The 18419-nt window shown below is 70.2% G+C and carries 17 protein-coding genes; 11 read left to right on the top strand and 6 right to left on the bottom strand.

What is annotated here, in order from left to right:
• Positions 1-146 precede the first annotated feature (146 nt).
• The 6 genes from ABFX55_RS30335 (at position 147) to ABFX55_RS30310 (ending at position 4796) form a co-directional block, all read left to right on the top strand.
• Positions 147-458: a WXG100 family type VII secretion target gene (locus ABFX55_RS30335; protein WP_346126147.1), complete on the top strand. Its 312-nt coding sequence runs from the start codon at positions 147-149 to the stop codon at positions 456-458.
• A 28-nt stretch (positions 459-486) separates the two neighbouring features.
• Positions 487-849: a WXG100 family type VII secretion target gene (locus ABFX55_RS30330; protein WP_346126146.1), complete on the top strand. Its 363-nt coding sequence runs from the start codon at positions 487-489 to the stop codon at positions 847-849.
• Between the two features lie 69 nt (positions 850-918).
• A complete protein-coding gene (locus ABFX55_RS30325; RefSeq protein WP_346126145.1) occupies positions 919-1338 on the top strand; it encodes a hypothetical protein in 420 nt (139 codons plus the stop codon).
• A 21-nt stretch (positions 1339-1359) separates the two neighbouring features.
• Positions 1360-2862: a WXG100-like domain-containing protein gene (locus ABFX55_RS30320; RefSeq protein WP_346126144.1), complete on the top strand. Its 1503-nt coding sequence runs from the start codon at positions 1360-1362 to the stop codon at positions 2860-2862.
• A complete protein-coding gene (locus tag ABFX55_RS30315) occupies positions 2859-4022 on the top strand; it encodes a hypothetical protein (RefSeq protein WP_346126143.1) in 1164 nt (387 codons plus the stop codon). Before ABFX55_RS30320 ends, ABFX55_RS30315 begins: the two co-directional genes overlap by 4 nt.
• Positions 4023-4025: 3 nt before the next feature.
• On the top strand, positions 4026-4796 hold the full coding sequence (locus ABFX55_RS30310; protein WP_346126142.1) for a hypothetical protein: 771 nt from the start codon (positions 4026-4028) through the stop codon (positions 4794-4796).
• A gap of 30 nt (positions 4797-4826) precedes the next feature.
• Here the strand turns inward: ABFX55_RS30310 and ABFX55_RS30305 are convergent, their stop codons facing one another.
• Together ABFX55_RS30305 and ABFX55_RS30300 are read right to left on the bottom strand one after the other, a co-directional pair.
• Positions 4827-6146, bottom strand: a complete 1320-nt coding sequence (locus ABFX55_RS30305; protein ID WP_346126141.1) for a LysM peptidoglycan-binding domain-containing protein — start codon at positions 6144-6146, stop codon at positions 4827-4829.
• On the bottom strand, positions 6143-6445 hold the full coding sequence (locus tag ABFX55_RS30300) for a hypothetical protein (RefSeq protein WP_346126140.1): 303 nt from the start codon (positions 6443-6445) through the stop codon (positions 6143-6145). The genes ABFX55_RS30305 and ABFX55_RS30300 overlap by 4 nt, the downstream gene beginning before the upstream one ends.
• A 90-nt stretch (positions 6446-6535) precedes the next feature.
• Between ABFX55_RS30300 and ABFX55_RS30295 the strand changes: the two genes are divergently transcribed.
• Both ABFX55_RS30295 and ABFX55_RS30290 read left to right on the top strand, forming a co-directional pair.
• Entirely contained in the window at positions 6536-7195 is a 660-nt protein-coding gene (locus tag ABFX55_RS30295; protein WP_346126139.1) for a response regulator transcription factor, read from the top strand.
• Position 7196: 1 nt separating this feature from the next.
• Complete coding sequence (locus ABFX55_RS30290; protein ID WP_346126138.1) at positions 7197-8576, top strand: sensor histidine kinase; 1380 nt, start codon at positions 7197-7199, stop codon at positions 8574-8576.
• Here the strand turns inward: ABFX55_RS30290 and ABFX55_RS30285 are convergent.
• Both ABFX55_RS30285 and eccB read right to left on the bottom strand, forming a co-directional pair.
• Positions 8515-9444, bottom strand: coding sequence for a TAXI family TRAP transporter solute-binding subunit (locus tag ABFX55_RS30285; RefSeq protein WP_346126137.1), 930 nt, complete (start codon positions 9442-9444; stop codon positions 8515-8517). The two genes, ABFX55_RS30290 and ABFX55_RS30285, sit on opposite strands and share 62 nt — an antisense overlap.
• Positions 9428-10843, bottom strand: a complete 1416-nt coding sequence (gene eccB, locus ABFX55_RS30280) for a type VII secretion protein EccB (protein ID WP_346126136.1) — start codon at positions 10841-10843, stop codon at positions 9428-9430. Before eccB ends, ABFX55_RS30285 begins: the two co-directional genes overlap by 17 nt.
• 91 nt (positions 10844-10934) lie before the next feature.
• Here eccB and ABFX55_RS30275 point away from each other — a divergent pair, with 91 nt between their 5' ends.
• Both ABFX55_RS30275 and ABFX55_RS30270 read left to right on the top strand, forming a co-directional pair.
• Entirely contained in the window at positions 10935-11321 is a 387-nt protein-coding gene (locus ABFX55_RS30275; RefSeq protein ID WP_346126135.1) for a hypothetical protein, read from the top strand.
• The gene (locus ABFX55_RS30270) at positions 11321-12685 is read left to right on the top strand and encodes a hypothetical protein (protein WP_346126134.1); all 1365 of its coding nucleotides are present in this window, start codon (positions 11321-11323) and stop codon (positions 12683-12685) included. Before ABFX55_RS30275 ends, ABFX55_RS30270 begins: the two co-directional genes overlap by 1 nt.
• Here ABFX55_RS30270 and ABFX55_RS30265 read toward each other — a convergent pair.
• Together ABFX55_RS30265 and ABFX55_RS30260 are read right to left on the bottom strand one after the other, a co-directional pair.
• Positions 12682-17202: an FtsK/SpoIIIE domain-containing protein gene (locus tag ABFX55_RS30265; RefSeq protein WP_346126133.1), complete on the bottom strand. Its 4521-nt coding sequence runs from the start codon at positions 17200-17202 to the stop codon at positions 12682-12684. The genes ABFX55_RS30270 and ABFX55_RS30265 overlap by 4 nt on opposite strands.
• Positions 17203-17281: 79 nt before the next feature.
• Entirely contained in the window at positions 17282-17503 is a 222-nt protein-coding gene (locus ABFX55_RS30260; protein ID WP_346126132.1) for a hypothetical protein, read from the bottom strand.
• A 238-nt stretch (positions 17504-17741) separates the two neighbouring features.
• Here ABFX55_RS30260 and ABFX55_RS30255 point away from each other — a divergent pair, with 238 nt between their 5' ends.
• On the top strand, positions 17742-18419 hold the full coding sequence (locus ABFX55_RS30255; protein ID WP_183650327.1) for a hypothetical protein: 678 nt from the start codon (positions 17742-17744) through the stop codon (positions 18417-18419).

The raw sequence follows: 18419 nt of genomic DNA, 5'->3' as shown, positions 1-18419 counted from the left end.
ATGTACATGCTTGTTAGTTATGTTGCCAGAAGGGGTCTGTGTGCCCTTTGATGTTGGATGCGGTGATCGCTCCCACTAGGCGGCGCATGGGCCGTGACGGGGGTGGCGCTGCTCATGCAGCGAGCCACATGGCGCAGGAGGTACCGATGGCTGAAATCAACTTCTTCCAGGCAAGCCCGGACCAGCTCAAGGAAGCCATGCTTCGAGTGGTGCACGCGGCTGAACAGGCCGAGGGCCTGCGTACGGCCGTCCAGCAGACGGCGCAGTACCTGGACTGGGGAGGCCCGGCGGCCAAGTCCTTCGCCCGCGCCATGCTCGGGTGGGACGACAACATGCTCCGTGTTGTCACCGACCTGCGGGGCGTGGCCGAGACGATGGGCGCCAACGCGAAGGTCTACAAGGCCGTCGACGACGAACACGAGGCCGCGAGCTTCGTCCAGAACCTCATCAACCGGTAAGCACCGAAGACCTGAGTAGGAGACCCCTATGGCATTCCCCAGCGACGACGTCAAGATGTCGTTCGACGATCGCGTCAGGGTCAACTTCAGCAGTATGGAGAACGCCACCGGCGACCTCAGCAGGATCCTCTCCCAGTTCGACACGATCACCGACGAACTCATGAAGGATCTCAGGATCATCCTGGGGGACTCGGACGGTGCTGACGGGCCCGAGAAGGACGCCTGGGGCGGTGGAGCGAAGACCTTCTTCGAAGAGAAGAAGCGCAAGTGGGACGCCGAGGCCGCGATCATGCGCCAGGAGCTGGCAGCCGCCGGTATCCACGTCAACACCGCGAACGACAACTACCAGGCCGCCGAGCGGGCCAATGTCAAGATGTGGCTCCAGAGCTAGACGAGTCGGCCCACCGGTCACTGTGACTCGCGGTGGCCGGCTTCGTCGTCGTGACTGCGGAAGGGTGTCATGGCAGAACCAGGCGATGAGCGATGGCCGGGACTCGATGGTGACCAGAACACCGTCGAGTTCAGCGTCAGCAGGATGCGCGCGATCGCCAGAGAGATGCGCCGCACCCTCGACGTGATGAACGGCAGGGGTATGGGCGGCCCTGCCATCCCCGGCGAGAGATTCATGACCGGTGCGCTCGAGAGCGTTCAGGGTCACGCGAGGATCTCCGAGGACGACGTCGGCCGGTGGCCTTCAGCACTGGCGTTCGCGCACACGGTCGGCTCGACAGGGCCGGACCCCGAAGCGAGCTGCGGCGGCAAGGCCGGCGGTCTCGAAGCGGTCTACTCGAAGTTCGTCTCGACGTTCGAGGCGGTCATCCAGTCACTGGAGGACCACGCGGTCGAGTACGAGAAGACCAACGTGTACAACGGCGGCTGACGCCGCCAGGGGAAGGTCAGCGTGGCTCGCGAGTCGAACACCTACCAGATCAAGGCCGGTGCCGTACCTGACGCCGGCGCGGTCACAGCGTCCGCCGAGCAGATCAAGAAGTGGCTGAACGACACCAACCCGGCGGCCATCGTGCAGGCGGCCGACGCGTACTCCAGCGCCGCCTCGATGATCAAGCTGGCCCGTGACTCGCTGCTCACCGCGGCGACGGGGTTGAGCGAGATGTGGGGCGGGCCGACGGCCGCGCTGTTCCAGAAGAGCCTGAAGAAGCTCGACCACACGGGCCTCGAACTGGTCACCAAGATGGAACAGATGGCGAAGGCGCTCGACGCCTACGGGGCCACGCACCTTCCCGCCGCCATCGAGAAGGTCGAGGTCATCAACCCGGTCACCCAGACCTTCCCCTCGCCGAGCCCCGGGCTCAAGCCGACGATCGGCACCTCCCCGACAATCGGCGCCTCGCCGGGCTCAGGATCATCCGGCGCCGCGCCGACGCCCGGTCTCACCGCCCCGCCGATCAACCTGGGCGAGGATCCGATCACCGCCAATTTCAGGGTCAAGCAGGACCAGCGCGCCCAGCAGATCCTGCAGGACCTCAACAAGCAGATCCTCGACCTCTACCAGTCCGGGGTGCCCGACGACATCTCCTACGACCTGGAGATCCCGGCCCCTCCGAGCGGCGCGGACTACCGGCGGACGAGCGTGTCGTTCGAGGACCGTTCCTCGTCCTCGTCGAGGAACGGTTCCTTCGAGACCCCCTCCTTCAGGACCGACGACTACTCTCCCGGTTCGGGCGGATCCAACGGTTCCGGCGGAGGTCCTTCAGGCGACGTCGGTCCTGGCGGAACGGCCCCCGGAGGAGGTCCAGGAGGCGGCGATACGACGCCGCCCCAGAACCCGGACAGGCCCGGCACGAACCCCGGACCGGGCAGCCCCGGCGACACCGATCCGAACTCTCCTGGCGCCGGCGGCGGAAACGACACCGGCGCAGGGACCGGCGACGGCACGGGGAACGGCACGGGCGCGGGTCCGGGCGGCAGCAACGGGAGCGGCACCGGCACCGGCACCGGTAAGGACGGCACCACGCCGCCGGTGATCGGCCACAACGATCCGGGGCAGACGGAGACGGCCACCTACAACCCGACCCAGACCACGAGCCCCACTCCGCAGACCTCGACGCCGTTCAGCCACGTGCCGCCCACCGCACCGCAGACGATCTCGACCCCGCCCGCGACGCCCAACACCTTCGTGACCCCCACGAACGGAACGACAGGCGTTCCCTCGGTGCTGGGTGCCCCTGGCCAGCTCGCGGGTCAGGGAGCGCTGACCTCGGCGGCCTCCCGTGGCGCGTTCGGCTCCGGCATGCCGCTCCTGCCGATGGGCGGCATGGGAGCCATCGGCGGGGAGGCGAACGAGGACTCTGGCCGCACCACGGCCCTGCGGGAGGACTCCAACCCGTGGGCCCCGCCGCACGACGTGACGAATCCCTATCTCGGCCTGCGGGATGAGGCATGAGCGCTTCCGGTACCTCGGGTGACCCGCTGTCCGGCCTGTCTGGTCTGTCTGGGCTGTCCGGACTGTCCTCGAGCGGCAGGGCGCCGTCCTCTGGCTTCTCCTACGCCGACGGCCAGATCGAACCGACCTCGCGCACCCTCGATGGGGATCAGGATCTCGCAGGCAGGTTCGCGGCGAGGACCGGCGACATCGACGTGCCGTGGCCGGGCTTCGGCGTCATGTGCTCGTCCATGAACGACGCGCACAAGAGATGCCGCGACCAGGAGGTCACGAGCCTCATGGCGTTCCGCGACGTGCTGGAGTCATGGCGGACGGCGCTGAAGCTGGCTGACGCCAACTACTACGAAGCGGACGAAGCGGGCAAGGGCAAGGGCGACGGCAGCCCAGGCGGCGGGACCGGCGGCCTCGGCGGCCTCGGCGATCTGGGCAACATCGGCCCAGGTGGGCTCGGCGGGCTGGGCAATCTCGGTGGATCCTCCTTCGATCCCAACCTGGGCAACCTTGGTCTGAAGAATCCTGGAGGAGGGTCGGGGGCCGACCTGCCCATCAACACGCCCAACGTGCCGGACATGAACGATCCGAATCACAGGTACCCCGACCTGACCACCCCGGATCTCAAGAGTCCGGATCTCAAGACCCCGGATCTCAGGACTCCGGATCTCAGGACTCCGGATCTCAGGACTCCGGATCTGAACAGTCCCGACCTGCGCAGTCCCGATCTGAAGACTCCTGACCTGAACGTCCCGGGCGGGCCCGACGTCAACGCCGGCAACCCCGGCGTGAACATGCCCGACCCTCGGACGAGCCTGGCCGACTACCAGCCGCCGAACGTCCAGACGCCCCAGGTGCCCCAGGTGCGCGTCCCCGAGGTGCCCACCACTACCGGAGACCCCACCGGCTCGTACGGCAGAGCGGGCGGAACCGGCACGGGGTACGGCAGCGGAGGAACGGGCGCCGCGGCCGCAGGGCTGCCCGCCGCCGCTCGCGGAGCAGCAGGAATGAACGGCATGCCGATGATGCCGATGACGCCGATGGCGCCGGGCATGAACGGCGGGGACAACAAGGAGAAGACCGAGGACACCTACGAGCTTCGCGAAGAAGAGGGCACGTGGATGGACGATGACGGCATCGCGCCCCCGACGCTGACCCACGAGGTGTGACAGGTGGCTGACGGTCTCGGAGTGGAGCGGTTCACGTCGGCGGCGAGCCTGGCCTTGGGCGCGGCCATGCTGATGCGGCGTCCGATCGCGTTCGTGATCCCTTTGGCGATCGGCCTGATGCAGGGTCATCCTGACGGGATGAAGGTCGCCACGCAGGCGTGGAAGACGATCGACGCCGGCGGGTTGACCGAGGAGATCAGGGCACTGCGTGACTCGCTGGCCCACTTCGCCAAGGATCTGGACGCGCGTGCCCGCTGGACGGGCCAGGCCCGCGAACAGGTCATGGGACTCCTGAGCGAGATCGACGACCAACTGCTGCAGAACGTCGAGCTCCGCAACGGCACGGGCGGCGGGATGGAGGGCGCCTCGAAGCTCTGGGACAAGCTGTCCTATGTGGCGGGGGCGGTGGCTCTCGGCATGTTCTTCCTCGCGATCTTCATGCGCAGTTCGTGGGCGCTGGGTCCCGTGGGAGGAGCCACGGGAGAGCTGACCGCGACCCCCATCCTGAGCCGGCTCTGGGCCACCATCAAGGCGGCCAAGGGCAAGCTGCTGGTGGCGGCCTTCGCGCTCAGCGGCATCTGGATGGGAATCCAGGCGCTCAGCCAGCAGCAGCAGGCCAAGCTCGAGAGCATGAAGGCGCAGCCGGCCTACGACAGCCTCGGGCTCACCTACCAGAAGAGCACGGGACAGCTCACGCCGAAGATGGTCGGCGACCAGAACAAGAAGCTCGGCAACCTCGGGGGCGTCAAGCTGCCCGACGAGCTCCAGGGGTAACGGCTCTCCGGGCCGTGCGGCGACGGCGCCTCACTCCGGAATGCTGAGGACCTGCCCGACTCTGAGAACCTTGGGGTCGGGACCGATCAGGTCGCGGTTGGCGTCGTAGATCTCCCGCCATCTGGAGCCGTCGCCCCACACCTTCTGGGCGACCTCCCACAGCGAGCCCTCGTTGACTGACCACCGCTCGACGGCCGGTCGTTCCCACGCGGGCAGTTCCTGGGGCAGCTTGGGGGAGTCCAACGGGCGCCAGACCCTGAAGGCGGCCGTGGGTGCGAAGCCCAGGGCCTGCTTCTGCGCGTCGGGCCCGAGCTTGGCCAGCCACGACATCTTGGAGGTGACCAGGTTGCGGGTCGCGACGAAGCCGCCGAAGGCCATGCCCGATTCGCCGACGGCCACCCCGCTCTTGACAAAGCTGGCCGACCAGGAGGCGGCGGCGCCGCCCTGGAAGAGGCCCTTGCCGAAGACGCTCGCCACGGGCACGAACGTGCCTGCCAGCATGGCGCCGGTGGTGACGGCGCCCGCCTGGGAGAACGTCATGGGTGAGAGGTTGAAGACGCTCTCGCCCCTCATCCCCTGCGCCGCCATCTGCGAGCCGAGCACCCCCGCGTAGACCCAGGCGGAGGTCTTGGCGTAGGCGCCGAACCTGGCCGAGGCCAGCTTGGTCATCGCCTCGAAGCTGAACGGGCGCATGGCGGCGGTCTTGAGCATGCCGCCGAGCTTCGGGATGAAGGTCAGCCGTCCGGCCAGCGGCAGCCTGGCCAGCACCCTGCCGACGCTGGCGAACACCGACGCGAGCTTCTGCAGCAACGCGACGGCCTCCATGACGAGCTTGGCGGACCTGAGGTAGGCGAGGTACGCGGCCCAGATGTTGGCGGCCAGCCGGAGTGCGAAGAACAGCGCCGCCCACAGCACCGCCGTCCTGACCAGCTCGATGATGGCCTGCTTGGTCATGTTCGTGGCGTTGAGCACGGCTTCGAGCACTTCGGCGACGCCGAGACAGCTCTGCCTGAGCGCGGCCCTCGCGTGGGGATCGACCACCTTGCCCCACGCCAGGCGGAACTGGTCGGCCGCCGCGCCCTTCCACTCCTGCACGATCTTGGACACCGCCGGGTCGATCGCGTTGTGCAATCGGTCGAGGTCGGCGTCGAGCCGCCGGTGCGCGTCGGCGGCCGCCATGAGGCGCAGCTCGACACGGTCGTCGAACATCAACGGCAGCGCGTTCCACATCGAGCGGAGCGTGCTCAGCAGCGGGCCTCCGTCGAGGAGCGCGCCGGCGTCGAAGTCCCAGCCCCACGAACCGGGATTCCAGTTCCATGTGAGGGGGTTGAGGCTGGCTTCCCTCGTCACCTTGGCGCCGCCCTGACATAGGTGGTCTCGGACTCGCCGAGGGCGAGCGCCACGAACTCCAGTGCGAGCCGCAGGTCCTTGAGGTAGGCGGCGACCGACTCGTAACGCCCAGGATCGCCGCAGTAGGCGGCGGCCACGGACTCGGAGCCCGGAGCCATCCCGAAGTCCTCACGCCTCAGCTCGGCAGGAGCGAAGGCTCGCTCCATCCACGCCACGTCGTCCACCTGGGCAGCGCATGCCCGCATGGCCTTCTTGAGCGAGTCCGGCAGATAGGCGAATCCTTGTGACTCCTGCCCCACTAGCCCTCCTCGTCCCGTTTAGGGGGAGGATAGGAACTCGAGTTAACGGTGGTGAAATATTCGATGTCAGATTTGAGGAGTTGTTGAGCTATGCGGATCCTGCTCGTCGAAGACGACGACAGGTTCGCCGACGCGCTGGTGACCGCGTTACGGCGGCACGGGCACCACGTCGATCGCGCACGCTCGGCGGCGGAGGGGCAGGCCGCACCGCAGGCCGAGCTCGTCCTGCTCGACCTGGGCCTGCCCGACCTGGACGGCGTCGACCTGCTCCGCCGTCTGCGCGCGGACTCCCAGACCGGCATCATCGTGGTGACCGCCAGGGGTGAGGAGTCGCAGCGGGTGCGCGGCCTGCGCGCGGGCGCCGACGACTACATCGTCAAACCTTTCGGGGTCGCCGAGCTGGAGGCGCGCATGGAGGCTGTGATGCGCCGCGTCCGCAGCCACCGCCCCCCTTCCAGGGGTTCCAGCTCCTACGGCCCGCTGGACGTGGACGAGCTCACCCGCACGGTCAGGATGAACGGCGCCGATGTTCGCCTCACCCGCAAGGAGTTCGACCTGCTGAACGCTCTTGTCAGAGCCGACGGCGCGGTGATCGGCAGGGACGGCCTGCTGGCCGAGGTGTGGCACACCACGTGGCAGGGCGGGGCGCGCACCCTGGAGGTGCACATCGCCAGCCTGCGCGCGAAGCTCGGCGACCCCGGCCTGATCGAGACCGTTCGCGGCATGGGCTACCGCATGCGAACGCTCTGACATGCGCCGACGCCTGCTGATCAGTTACATGTCGCTGCTGGCCCTGTCGCTGCTCGTCCTCATCGTGCCGCTGGCGGTCAACCTGGCAGTGCGTGAGACGCACGAGTCGTTCATCGAGCAGCAGGGTGACACGCAGCGCTTCGCCTCGCAGGCGGACCCCGCGCTCGGCCCGGCCAAGAACCAGCGGCTGCGGGCCGAGCTGGTCCGCTACCACGAGCTGTTCGGCATCGGCGCGGCAGTGCTCGACGGCGAGGGGAAGATCGTCGCGGTGGCGCCGCCCAGGCTGTCGCTCGAGGAGGCGAGCCGGCCGATCGAACGGGCGCTGTCGGCCGACCCGTGGCAGCCCGGCACGGTCTGGCCGTGGCAGTCGGCAGACCTGGTGGTCGCGGTGCCGGTGATCCAGGAGGGGGAGGTCGTGGGAGCGGCGCTCACCATCACTCCCACGGGCCCGCTGCGCGCGAGGATCGCCAGGCACTGGGCGGTGCTGTTCGCGGGCTACCTGCTCGCGCTGGCCCTCACCTGGCTGGCGGCCAGGTGGCTGGCCAGGTGGACGCTGCGTCCCGTCCTGGAACTCGACGCCGTCACCCACGACATCACCCAGGGACGGCTGGACGCCCGGATGGCCAGGATGGAAGGGCCGCCCGAGCTCAGACGTCTGGCCCTCTCGTTCAACCTCATGGCCGACACCGTGACCGAACTGCTCGAGCGCCAGCGCGCCTTCGTCTCCGACGCCAGCCACCAGTTGCGCACCCCGCTGGGCGCGCTGCGGCTGCGGGTGGAGAACCTGGCCGACCACCTGCGCGAGAGCGGGCTGCACGAGCATGCCCTCACCGTGGAGGAGAGCGACAGGCTGGCTCGCATCCTGGAGGGCCTGCTGGCGCTGGCCAGGGCGGAACGGCACGACGATCCAGGGTGCGTCGAGGTCGACGCAGAGGAGGTCGTGGACAGCCGTGTGGCGGCATGGGAGGGGCAGGGGGTGGTGCTGCGCCGTACCGGTGGGCTGAAGGCGCCGGTGTGGGCGCTGCCCGACGCGCTGGACCAGATCCTCGACGCGCTGATCGACAACGCGCTGAAGTTCGGGGCCCGTACCGTGACCGTCCACCTCGAGCAGGAGGCGGAGCGGGGAGTGATCCACGTCATGGACGACGGGCCAGGGCTGGCGGAGGAGGAGCTGTCCAGGGCGACGGAGCGGTTCTGGCGGTCGGCCAGGCACCAGAACGTGGACGGCACGGGGCTCGGCCTGTCGATCGTGTCGGTGCTGGTCGCGGCGTCGGGCGGCTCGATCGACCTGCTGGGGCGCGAGCCCACCGGGCTCGACGTCAGGATCGGCTTTCCCTGTAGTAGCGGATGGCACCCTGATGCAGCGGCACAGGATCGGTGACGAAGGCGGACCTGACGGTGAGCCTGCGCGCCTCGGGGTGCGCGCGCTCCAGCGCCTCCCTGTCGCTGAACAGCAGGTTCGTCAGCTCGTAGGCCAGCTCCTCCGGCATGTCGTGCCGCACGATCAGGTAGTCGGCCACCCCGATCGAGCCGCAGGCGGGCAGGCCGTAGGCCGAGGCGGGGATGGTGCGCGGGCTGTAGAACTCGCCGTGCCTGCGACGCATCGGCTCGGCGTGGTCGCGCAGGTCCACCAGGCGGATCAGCCGCCGTCGCGCCAGCTCGCTGACCGTCTGGGTGGGCAGGCCACCGGAGAAGAAGAAGGCGTCGATCGACCCCGCGGTCAGCGCCGACGCCGACGTGGTGAGGTCGAGCCGCTCCACCAGTTCGGGTTCGATCCGCGCCAGGGCGAGCAGCCTCCTGGCGATGATCTCGGTGCCCGAGCCGGCCGCGCCGCAGGAGATTCGCTTACCTCGCAGGCTCGCAAGGGAGACGATGCCCGACCCGGCCCTGACCACCAGGTGCACGTAGTTGTCGTAGAGCCTGGCCAGTGCCCGCACGGGTTGCGGCGAGGGAAAGGGCGGCTCGCCCTGGACGGCCAGAGCGGCCGAGTCGGCCAGCGTGAACGCCAGGTCGGCCCTGCCCTCCGCGACCAGGCGCAGGTTGTCGAGCGAGGCTCCCGTGGCGATCACCCGCGGCCTCAGCCCTGACCTGTCCGCGGAGATCGCCGCGGCCAGGCCCTCGCCGTACTCGAAGTAGACCCCGCCGCGCTGGCCGGTGGCGATCACCAGCGGGGTGGTCCTTCGCGTAGGGGCGCACCCCGCCGCCATCAAGGCGAGCAGGAAGGCCCGCCTGCTACTGACTGACCACAACGGGATTCTTCACCTTGGCAGGATCGAGCACCGGGCCCGGTGGGATGAAGTGGATGAGATGGGCGGGCACCGGGGTGATGTCGCCCGCGTCGTAGCCCAGCTTGCCGACCTGGTCCGGAGAGTGCAGCCGGTACCTGCGGCCCTGGTCGGTGATCAGGTCGTAGGTCTTGACGGCGTTGAGCTGGCCCTCGCCCGGCAGCAGCCCGGCGAGCGCGGCGCTCCCCGGAGGCAGGATCACCTGGCTGTAGTAGTCCTCGGAGCCGAGGACGGCGGGCGTCGGGATGGACATCGTGCCGCCGATCGTCAGCGCCGCCTTCACCGACCCCTTGGCCGCGTCGGAGTACACCGCGCACAGCGGCACGGTCGTGTCCACCGTGATCACCTTGGGCATGGTCAGGGGAAGGCCGCTGGCCAGCAGATTGGCCCGCGAGCGCCTGCTGTTGGCGGTGGCCGCGTCGATCTCGATCGGGACGGCCCTGCGGTTGCCGTACGCCTTCTTGATCTTCGGGTCGTTCAGGAGCAGGTCCGCCTGGGTCGAGCTGACGGCCGCCAGGCCGTCGCCGCGGAGCACGTACCATCTGGGCGGGCCGCCGGCGACGCCGGGCGTGGTGAACACCTGCCCGACGGCCGCCCTCCTGCCGTCCGGCCCCTTCACCTTCCTGCCCAGGTCGGGGATGCTCGGCCCGCGGAAGGGCACGCCCTCGGGGACGGCATTGAGCCAGGAGGCCGGCACCTGGCGCAGCGTGGTCGCGCCCAGGGCCGCCAGGCCCGCAGGGTCCACCCGCATCCGCTGGTCGCGCCAGATGACCCAGCCGTTGCGCTGGCTGTCGACGACCACCATGGCATCCGCACCGACCGGCCTGCCGCCCACCGGAGTGCCGCCCACCAGCGTCACGAACGGATCCCTCGGCCCGGTGGGTGTCTTGCTGTTCATGACGCAGGCCGACCACGGCCCTTTGACCAGCTTCTCCTTGACCGGCAGAGACGGCGGCAGCCCCGGGATCCCCACCATCGGGCCGCGGGTGAAGCCCGCCAGCGAGGCGGCTGTCACGTTGCGCACCTTGACGTCGGTGCTGTCGAGCAGCAGGCGGGCGGAGACGTAGTTGGTCACCGGCAGCAGCCTGCGCTGCTCCTGGCTGTAGACGAAGGTGGCGCCGGTGTCCTCCTCCACCAGCAGCTGACCAGGCTCTGTGAGATTCGTCGCGCCACCAGGTTTGATCAGGCCCCAGATCCCGAACCCCGCGACGATCAGTACCGCGATGAGCAGTCCGCAGAACATGGCGACGTTCTGCCTGCGCATCGGCGACTCGGGAACGTCAGGCTCGGCCTGGAGCAGGGCCATGCCGAGGCGCTGCATCATCAGCCGGTGCGCCTGGTAGAGATCCTTGCGGGTCTGCATGGAGGCCAGCATAGGAGCCTTATGTCCAACTTCTACACGACTTGGCTGGGTTCCACTAAGGTCGTGATCACGGCGAATCGGAGGTGGAAGAATGGCGGACCCTGAAGCGCGGGAATTCTGGCGTGAGAACTCCTGGCCTGGCCTGAAGCCGAAGCCTGACGAGATCGACTACGACGCGGACAAGCTCAAGGGCATCGCGAAGGAGCTGCTGGCGGGGCTGGAGCGCCTGGAGGGGCTGCTGCCCGGCTCCGTCAGGGACGTGCAGCGCCACGCGAAGCCGCTGGGCAACCCGGTGACGACCACGTACTGGGAGGCCGGTGCGATCCTCTTCGAGTCGATCGACAACGCCTACTACTCCATCTCGGACATCTATCCCGACGTCATCGCCAAGTACAGGGCCGCGCTCGGAAAGGTCTACACGGGCGCGGGCGTCATGGACTGGGCCGAACTGCTCAACAACAAGACGAAGAGCGTCTGATGGAGATCAAGTCGACGCAGTACCCGGTCAAGAAGAACGGCGACTTCTCCGTCGATGGCACCCCGCCGGTCGAGCACGTCACGAAGGTCATGGACGGCCTGGAGATGGTAGACGCCCGATCCATCGAGAACATGGGAAGCGCCTACGTCAGCGCGAGCAAGCTCCTGGCCGAGACCCTGGAGACGATCTGGAGCGCGGCGGGCAGGATGGCCCAGGTCTGGGCCGACAAGCCGTCTGTCGAGGCGCAGCAGGCACTGCGCGCGCTGTACATCACGATCAAGGAGCTCTCCCGCAAGACCTCCACGATCGGCTACGCGCTGGAGGACCTGGGCAGGACGGTGCTTCCGGGGCTGCCGAAGAAGCCCGACGGCCTTTTCAGCAGCCGCTGGAACGACGGCATGTCCTGGGATGACAGCTTCCAGGACCTGACCTTCGACGGAGGGGATATCTGGGAGTCCGACAGGGACAAGGCCGCGCAGGACCTCGTGAAGATCCATGAGGGGCTCAAACAGATCTACGACCGCCTGCCCTCCGAGATGCGCTCGGACCTGCCCGACATCAGCGAAGGGCCTCCGATGCCGCCGATCGACAAGCCGCCGCCCGGTGGGGGGAAGTTTCCCGGATTCGATCCCACCAAGTGGAACACCGGCGGTCCTGGCGGTCCCGGAACCGGTGACGGCGGCACCGGCACTGGCGGGGGTAGCTGGCCCGACGGCACCGGTCCCGGTGGCCTCGGCCCCGGAGGTACCGGCCCAGGCGGACCAGGCGGACCAGGCAACGGCGGCCTCGGGCCAGGGGGCCAGGACCCCAACGGCCCGGGTTCAGGCGGCAAGGGGCCGGGCTCGGACGCCTCTGACCTGCCGGACGGCTCCGGCGACCTGCCCTACCCTGGAAACGTGCCCCCTGGTACCTCGCCCGGCCAGAACGGCGACCTTCCGAAGACACCTGACCTGCCCGACGATCCCACCAGGGTGTTGAACAGCCCGGATTCCGGCCCCACGAAGCTGGCGGACTTCCAGGAGCGAAGGTTCGACACCCCCACGAGCACCGACCCCAGGACGGCGACCGGAACCGGCACTGGCCCTAGCACCGGCACTGGCCCTAGCACCGGCTCGGGCCCTAGCACCGGTACCGGCACCAGCATGGGCGGTGGTGGTGGCGGTGGAACGGTCGCCCCTGTCTCCGCGCGAGGCCCGAGCTCGTCCGGCATGGGCGGCATGCCGTTCTTGCCGCCGCCCCTGGGCATGACGCCGAAGCAGGAGGATCCTCCGAATACCGACGGCACCTGGCTGATGGAGGACGACAACGTGTTCGTCCCCGACAACCCCAGTGTGATCGACGGCCCGACGCTCGGGCAGGCCTAGCAGGGCAGGGCCGTCTGGATCGGGGTCACGGTGCCGGTGGTCACCAGCAGCCCCCTGCCGGGCGGCCCGCCCACCGCGCCCCTCGGCAGCCGCACGGTGAACAGGTCGCCGTCGGCGGGGCTCTGCACCGACAGCAGCAGTCCCGTGCGCGACTTGCGCGTCTCGGCCACGAAGCCCCTGTAGGCGGTGGACAGGTCGCCCGTCGTGCCCGCGATGATCAGGCCGTGCTCGCCGTCCCTGCCGGTTCTGAGGGTCTCCTCCAGCAGCGTGCCGAGCGGGGCGTCGGGATTGATCAGCTCGGCGTCGTCCACGACGACCACGTAGCGCTCGCGCCCCTCCAGCAGCTCGCGCAGGCCCACGCCGTTGCCGTCCAGGACGGCCAGCGCCCCCTCCAGCTCGCGCAGCGGGCTGCGACGGGGGACGACGGCGACGACGGGGGTGCCCGAGGAGATCAGCGAGCGCGCGGCGGTGAGCAGCGCCGACGAGCGGCCAGAGCGTGGAGGGCCCGCGATGACCGCGCCGGGGCCGTGGGCGAGCAGGTTCACGCCCACCGGAGCCAGCGCGTCGCCGCCCACGCCGAGCAGCGCCCACAGCGGGCCTTCGCCGGAGGGCCCGAGCTCGAGCGCCTGGGCCGTCGTGATGCGCATCGGCAGGGCGTCGACCCGCAGCGGGGGCTCGCCCTCGGGCTCACGAGAGCGGGCGAGCGTCTGCAGGGCCGCCACCTGCGCGGGGCCCGAGGGATCGGGGTCGAGCAGGGCGATCTGGCTCTCCACCACGCCGTGCTCGCTCGTGGACAGCGCCCGGCCCGGCGGCATGGCGGCGGGCAGGTCCTTGACGGGCAGCCCCGCGAGGCCGTAGTCGGCGGGATCGGCCAGCCGCAGGACCAGCCGCTCGTCGAAGACGGTGGACACCTGGCCGAGCAGCGCCGAGCGGTCGCCCGTCACCACCGCGCGCAGCCCGACGGCGGGCCCCTCGCGCAGCAGCTGGAGCAGCGCCTCTGTGAGCCTGCCGTAGTCGTAGCCCTCGAAGGCCGCGACGTATCCCTCCCACCTGTCGACCATCAGCACCAGCCACGGCAGCCTGTGTCCCGCCGCGCGGTACTCCGCCAGCGAGGCGTGTCCGGCCTCGGCCAGCAGCTGCTGCCTGCGGCCCACCTCCTCGCGCAGCCTGGCGAGCAGCCGTTCGACCCTGTCGAGCTGGTCGCGGGTGACGACCGCGCCGCAGTGCGGCAGCGCGACCAGGGGAAGCATCGCGCCCGACCCGCAGTCGATCACGTGCAGGTGCACGTCGGCGGGCGACGCGGTGGCGGCGATGGCGCCCGCGATCGTGCGCAGCGCGGTGGACCTGCCGCTGCGCGCCGCCCCCGCGATCAGCAGGTGGCCGCCGCGCTCCAGGTCGAGCGCGAGCGGCCGGCGCCGCTGCGCCCACGGCAGGTCGGTCACCCCGAACTCCAGGCCGTCGGGTTCGCCGATGATGACCTGCGCGGGCAGCGGCGGCAGCCACGGGCTCGGCTGCTCGGGAACATCGGCCCGCTCCGCCGCCGCTGCGATCGTGTCGGCCAGGATCGCCAGGTCGGTGATCGCCAGCCCTTCGAGAGGTTCGGGCGCGGGTGGCAGCGGCCTGCCCAGCGCCCCCCACTCGAGCTCCACCGCGCGCGGCTGCGCCTGCGCGTCGCCGGGCGCCCGCCCGCCCACCCTCGCGGCCTGCACCGCCACGTGCTTGACGTAGCAGCGGCCAGGCGTCGCCTTGGAGATGTGCGCGGCGTCGGGGATGCCGATGACGTCGGCGGACTCGGCGGCCTCCGTCACCCTGAGCGCGATCCGCAGCGAGGTGTTCGCCTGGATGTCGGCCGTCACCACGCCCGCGGGACGCTGCGTGGCCAGAATCAGGTGGATGCCGAGGGAACGGCCCCTGCGCGCGATGTCGACCAGGCCCGCCACGAAGTCGGGCAGCTCGGCGACCAGCGCGGCGAACTCGTCGATGATGAGCACGAGGCGTGGCAGCGTGCCCTGGTAGTCGTCGATGTCCTTGGCGTCCGCGTCGAGCAGCAGCCGCTCCCTGCGCCTGATCTCGGCGGCCAGCGAGGTCAGCGCCCGCTGGGTGAGGTGGCCGTCGAGGTCGCTGACCATGCCCACGGTGTGCGGCAGGCGCGCGCAGTCCTTGAAGGCGGCGCCGCCCTTGTAGTCGATCAGCACGAAGGTCAGCTGGTCGGGCCTGTTGCGGGCGGCCAGCGCGCAGATCAGCGTCTGGAGCAGCTCCGACTTGCCCGCGCCCGTCGTGCCGGCGATCAGGGCGTGCGGGCCGTCCTTGGCCAGGTCCACGGTGAACGGGCCCTCGGGGCCGACGCCGAGCAGCGCCTCGGTGGTCGGCGCCTCCCACCGGACGGGCGGGTGCAGCAGGTCGAGCAGGCGCACAGCCTCGGGCAGGCTGCCGTTCGGGTCGTCGCGCGAGACGTCGCGAAGAGGGGAGAGCGCTCTGGCCAGCCGCTCGCACCACTCGTTCGGCACCTGGTCGGTCAGGGCGGCGCCCAGCGTGTCTAGGCCGCCGCCGCGCAGCCGTACCTGGCCGTCGAGGCCGCAGGCGGCCACGGTCTCGCACTCCTCGGGCAGCAGCCGCTGCTCCCCGTCCACCGCCAGCGTGTAGACGCCCGCTCGCGGGCCCTGCCTGAGCACCTGCGGCATCCCCTGCAGCCCGCGCAGCACCTGCGCGCCGTCGAGCACGACCAGCACGTCGTAGGGGCGCTCGTCGTAGGAGGGCCGCTTGTCGGTCTCGGGGCCGCCCAGGTCGTCCCAGCCGGTCGGGACCTTGCCGAAGTCGGGGATCGAGGTGTTGAGCCGCTCGTCGATCAGCGCCGTCAGCTCCGCCACCCGCCTGGCGGCCGCCTCGGGGTCGGCGCCCACCAGCACCACGCAGTCCTCGCCGCCGTGCGGGGCGCAGTGCGGCAGCCAGCGCGCCCAGCCCCACCGCTCCTCCGCGTCGGAGCCGGCGGAGATCACCACGATCGCCAGGTCGCGCGGGCTGTGCAGCGCGGCCGCCTGCGCGACCATCCAGCTCACCAGTCCCGCCGTCGCCTCGCGCCCGCCCGTCACGCCCGCGACGCCGAGGCGTCGCATCGGCAGCGCCACGGGCACCTTCCTGCAGACAGGGCTCTCGTACGGCTGGTCGAACTCCAGGTCGGCGGGCAGGTCGGCGAGCCCGACCCTGAGTTTGAGCGCGTCGGCGTCGTGGATCCTGCGCTCCCACAGCCTCCGGCGTGGGCCCGTGGCGGTGAGCAGCACCTCGGCCGGGTCGGGCGCGGCGGCCCTGCGGGCCCGCTCGTCGTCTCTCCTGGCCTGCTCGACCTCCTCGCGGAAGGCGGCCAGATCCTCTTTGTACTGTTTGACGGAGCGCTTGTGCTGCTTGCGCCCGTGCCGCCGGTCGCTCCACCACTGGCCGAGCATGATGAGCGGCGTCATGAGCGCGATGAGCAGGTAGTACCACTGGCCGGTGACCAGCATCATCGTCACGCCGAGCACCGCGGGCAGCAGGGCGGCGAGCAGCTGCAGCCGCATCGTCTCCGCCCGCCTGGGCTCCTGCGGCACCTCGAACCTGCGCGCGGTGTCGGGACGGCGCAGCCTCGGCGGCCGGTTGTAGGCCAGCCCGCCGTCGGGGTGGGGGGCGAGATGCGCGTCGGCGGGTTCGATGGCGGTCAGCGTGAAGATCGAGGAGCCGGCCGTCAGCAGGGCGTGCTCGGGCCAGTCGGCGGGCGCGGTGACGGGCTCGCCGTCCAGGGTGATCTCGGGGGGCTCCCCCATGGGGGGCGTGTCCCTCAGCGCCAGCTCGTCGAGTTCCTCGGCGTATCGGCCCTTCGCCTTCTTACGCGGAGGCTCCTGCGGCTTCCTCTTCGGCGGTTCGACCGTGATCGACTCGGGGGTCACGCGGAGGATCGCGGCCTCGGCCGCCAGCGAGGGGTCGCGTACGGCGATCGCGCAGCTCGGGTCGGCGCCGATCACGTGGACGCCCAGGCCGAGGCGATGGACCGAGCCCGCCTGCGGGCCTCCCACGACGCGCACCTCGGCCACGCCGCCGGGCTCGGCGACCAGGGTCAGGCTCGCGAGGTGGGGGTGGAGGGTGATCCTGTCGCCGTTGCGCAGGACGGCTCTGACCGGGGCCCTCGGGTCGACGGGACGGCCGTCGCGCCACACCGTCGGCCCGTCGAAGCCCAGGCCGCCGACCCCGTGCGCCCATCCGTCGTCGGAGGCCGCCGCGGGCGGGTCGCTGGTTCTGTGGTGGCCGGTGTGCCTGCCCGCCCGTCTGCCGGGCGAGAGGCGGGTCTCGCCGCGCTGGCGCGGGATGCGGGGCTCGGCGTCGAGGCCGTAGGGGGCGCGGTTCCTGGACAGGCGGACCACCTTGGCCAGCGGCTCCTCCGGCGGGCCTGCCAGCGCCTCGGCCACCCTGGCCACCGTGGTGCCCTGGTCGCCCTCGATCACGACGTCACGATCGCCGCGCTCGTCGAGGACGGTGAGCATGATCCGCATGTGCCGCTCCTCCGGGTCGGACCGGCCGCCACGCTAACGCGTGACCGCGGTGCCCGCCGCCCGGATGACGACACCGGTATCAGGAAGGAGGCCGGCGGCCGGCCTCCTTCGTGCGGTCGCGAAGCTCCTCGGCCTTCTCCTCCAGCAGCCCCGCGTAGGCGTTCACCTCGGCGGTGACCTCCACCAGATTGGCGGCCGCCCTGTGCAGCCTGCCCACCATCCACGAGGTGGCGGGGGCCGCGGCGAGACGCGCGACCCAGCGACGGCGAAACCGGGCGAAGCGCCCGCTGTGCCTGGCCATGCGGCAAGCATCCCACAGTTTGAACAGGTTCAGGGTGACAGGTCTGTGAATTCTGTGACCAATGTGGTCGCTATCACCAAATACGCATTCAATTCAAGCAGCTTTAATTAACCGGTCTGGTTGACAGGCTCCTACCTGCGAAAGGAGCATTGGTCCTCGTATTCGGGTCCCGTCAGGCGTCATCAGATGCACATAATGGCCTGAATTCCCGCAAATTCATCATGGGAGCCCCCCACCTATGAGGACCAGCGAAAAGCCTGCCGTGAACTCGGCGGGGCCCGCAGGCGTGCTCTCCAGCAGCACCTCACGCAAGCTTCCCGTGCCCCCTCGCGAGCGCAAACCCGCGCTCGCCGCGCTGGCCGTCCTCCTCATTCTCGGTGGCGCGCTGGCGACCACGCTGCTCGTCATGCGCAGCGGTGATCGCATTTCCGCGATCAGGGTCGTGCAACAGATCGGCGGGGGTCAGAAGATCTCCGCCAATGCCCTCGAAGAGGTGCAGATAGCCGATACAGGAGTCGCCTATGTGGCATGGTCGCGGCGGTTCGCCGTCATCGAGACCTACGCCGCGGCGACCATTCTTCCCGGCACCCTCCTCACCGACCAGATGACCGTGACCGCGAGCCAGGAGCTCGGCCCTGGCAAGGCCAAGGTCGGGCTCGCGCTCAAGCCGGGCCAGGCGCCCGCGGGGCTGCGCGAGGGCGACAGGGTGCAGGTCATCCACGTGCCAGGACGCTCGTCAGGCGCGCAGAGCAGGGTGCTGGCGCCCAACGCCCTGGTGCACATCGTGGGCGAGCCGACCAGGACGGGCTCGGCGGGGCTGATCACCGTCATCGTCGACTCGACCGTCTCGCCGCAGATCGCCGCCTACGCCTCCGGCGGCGAGATCGCGGTGGCCGAGCTGCCGGGAGCGCGCTGA

This window comes from Nonomuraea roseola, from assembly GCF_039535395.1.
GTDB classification, from domain to species: domain Bacteria; phylum Actinomycetota; class Actinomycetes; order Streptosporangiales; family Streptosporangiaceae; genus Nonomuraea; species Nonomuraea roseola.
The sequence above is the reverse complement of the archived record's forward strand: the minus strand, read 5'-3'. Positions and strand labels throughout refer to the sequence as shown.

Excerpts from the sequence above, each read along its gene's own strand:
- ABFX55_RS30335 (WP_346126147.1), top strand. The coding sequence starts at position 147 with ATGGCTGAAATCAACTTCTTCCAGGCAAGCCCGGACCAGCTCAAGGAA.
- ABFX55_RS30330 (WP_346126146.1), top strand. The coding sequence starts at position 487 with ATGGCATTCCCCAGCGACGACGTCAAGATGTCGTTCGACGATCGCGTC.
- ABFX55_RS30325 (WP_346126145.1), top strand. The coding sequence starts at position 919 with ATGGCAGAACCAGGCGATGAGCGATGGCCGGGACTCGATGGTGACCAG.
- ABFX55_RS30315 (WP_346126143.1), top strand. The coding sequence starts at position 2,859 with ATGAGCGCTTCCGGTACCTCGGGTGACCCGCTGTCCGGCCTGTCTGGT.
- ABFX55_RS30295 (WP_346126139.1), top strand. The coding sequence starts at position 6,536 with ATGCGGATCCTGCTCGTCGAAGACGACGACAGGTTCGCCGACGCGCTG.
- ABFX55_RS30290 (WP_346126138.1), top strand. The coding sequence starts at position 7,197 with ATGCGCCGACGCCTGCTGATCAGTTACATGTCGCTGCTGGCCCTGTCG.
- eccB (WP_346126136.1), bottom strand. The coding sequence starts at position 10,843 with ATGCAGACCCGCAAGGATCTCTACCAGGCGCACCGGCTGATGATGCAG.
- ABFX55_RS30275 (WP_346126135.1), top strand. The coding sequence starts at position 10,935 with ATGGCGGACCCTGAAGCGCGGGAATTCTGGCGTGAGAACTCCTGGCCT.
- ABFX55_RS30270 (WP_346126134.1), top strand. The coding sequence starts at position 11,321 with ATGGAGATCAAGTCGACGCAGTACCCGGTCAAGAAGAACGGCGACTTC.
- ABFX55_RS30265 (WP_346126133.1), bottom strand. The coding sequence starts at position 17,202 with ATGCGGATCATGCTCACCGTCCTCGACGAGCGCGGCGATCGTGACGTC.
- ABFX55_RS30260 (WP_346126132.1), bottom strand. The coding sequence starts at position 17,503 with ATGGCCAGGCACAGCGGGCGCTTCGCCCGGTTTCGCCGTCGCTGGGTC.
- ABFX55_RS30255 (WP_183650327.1), top strand. The coding sequence starts at position 17,742 with ATGAGGACCAGCGAAAAGCCTGCCGTGAACTCGGCGGGGCCCGCAGGC.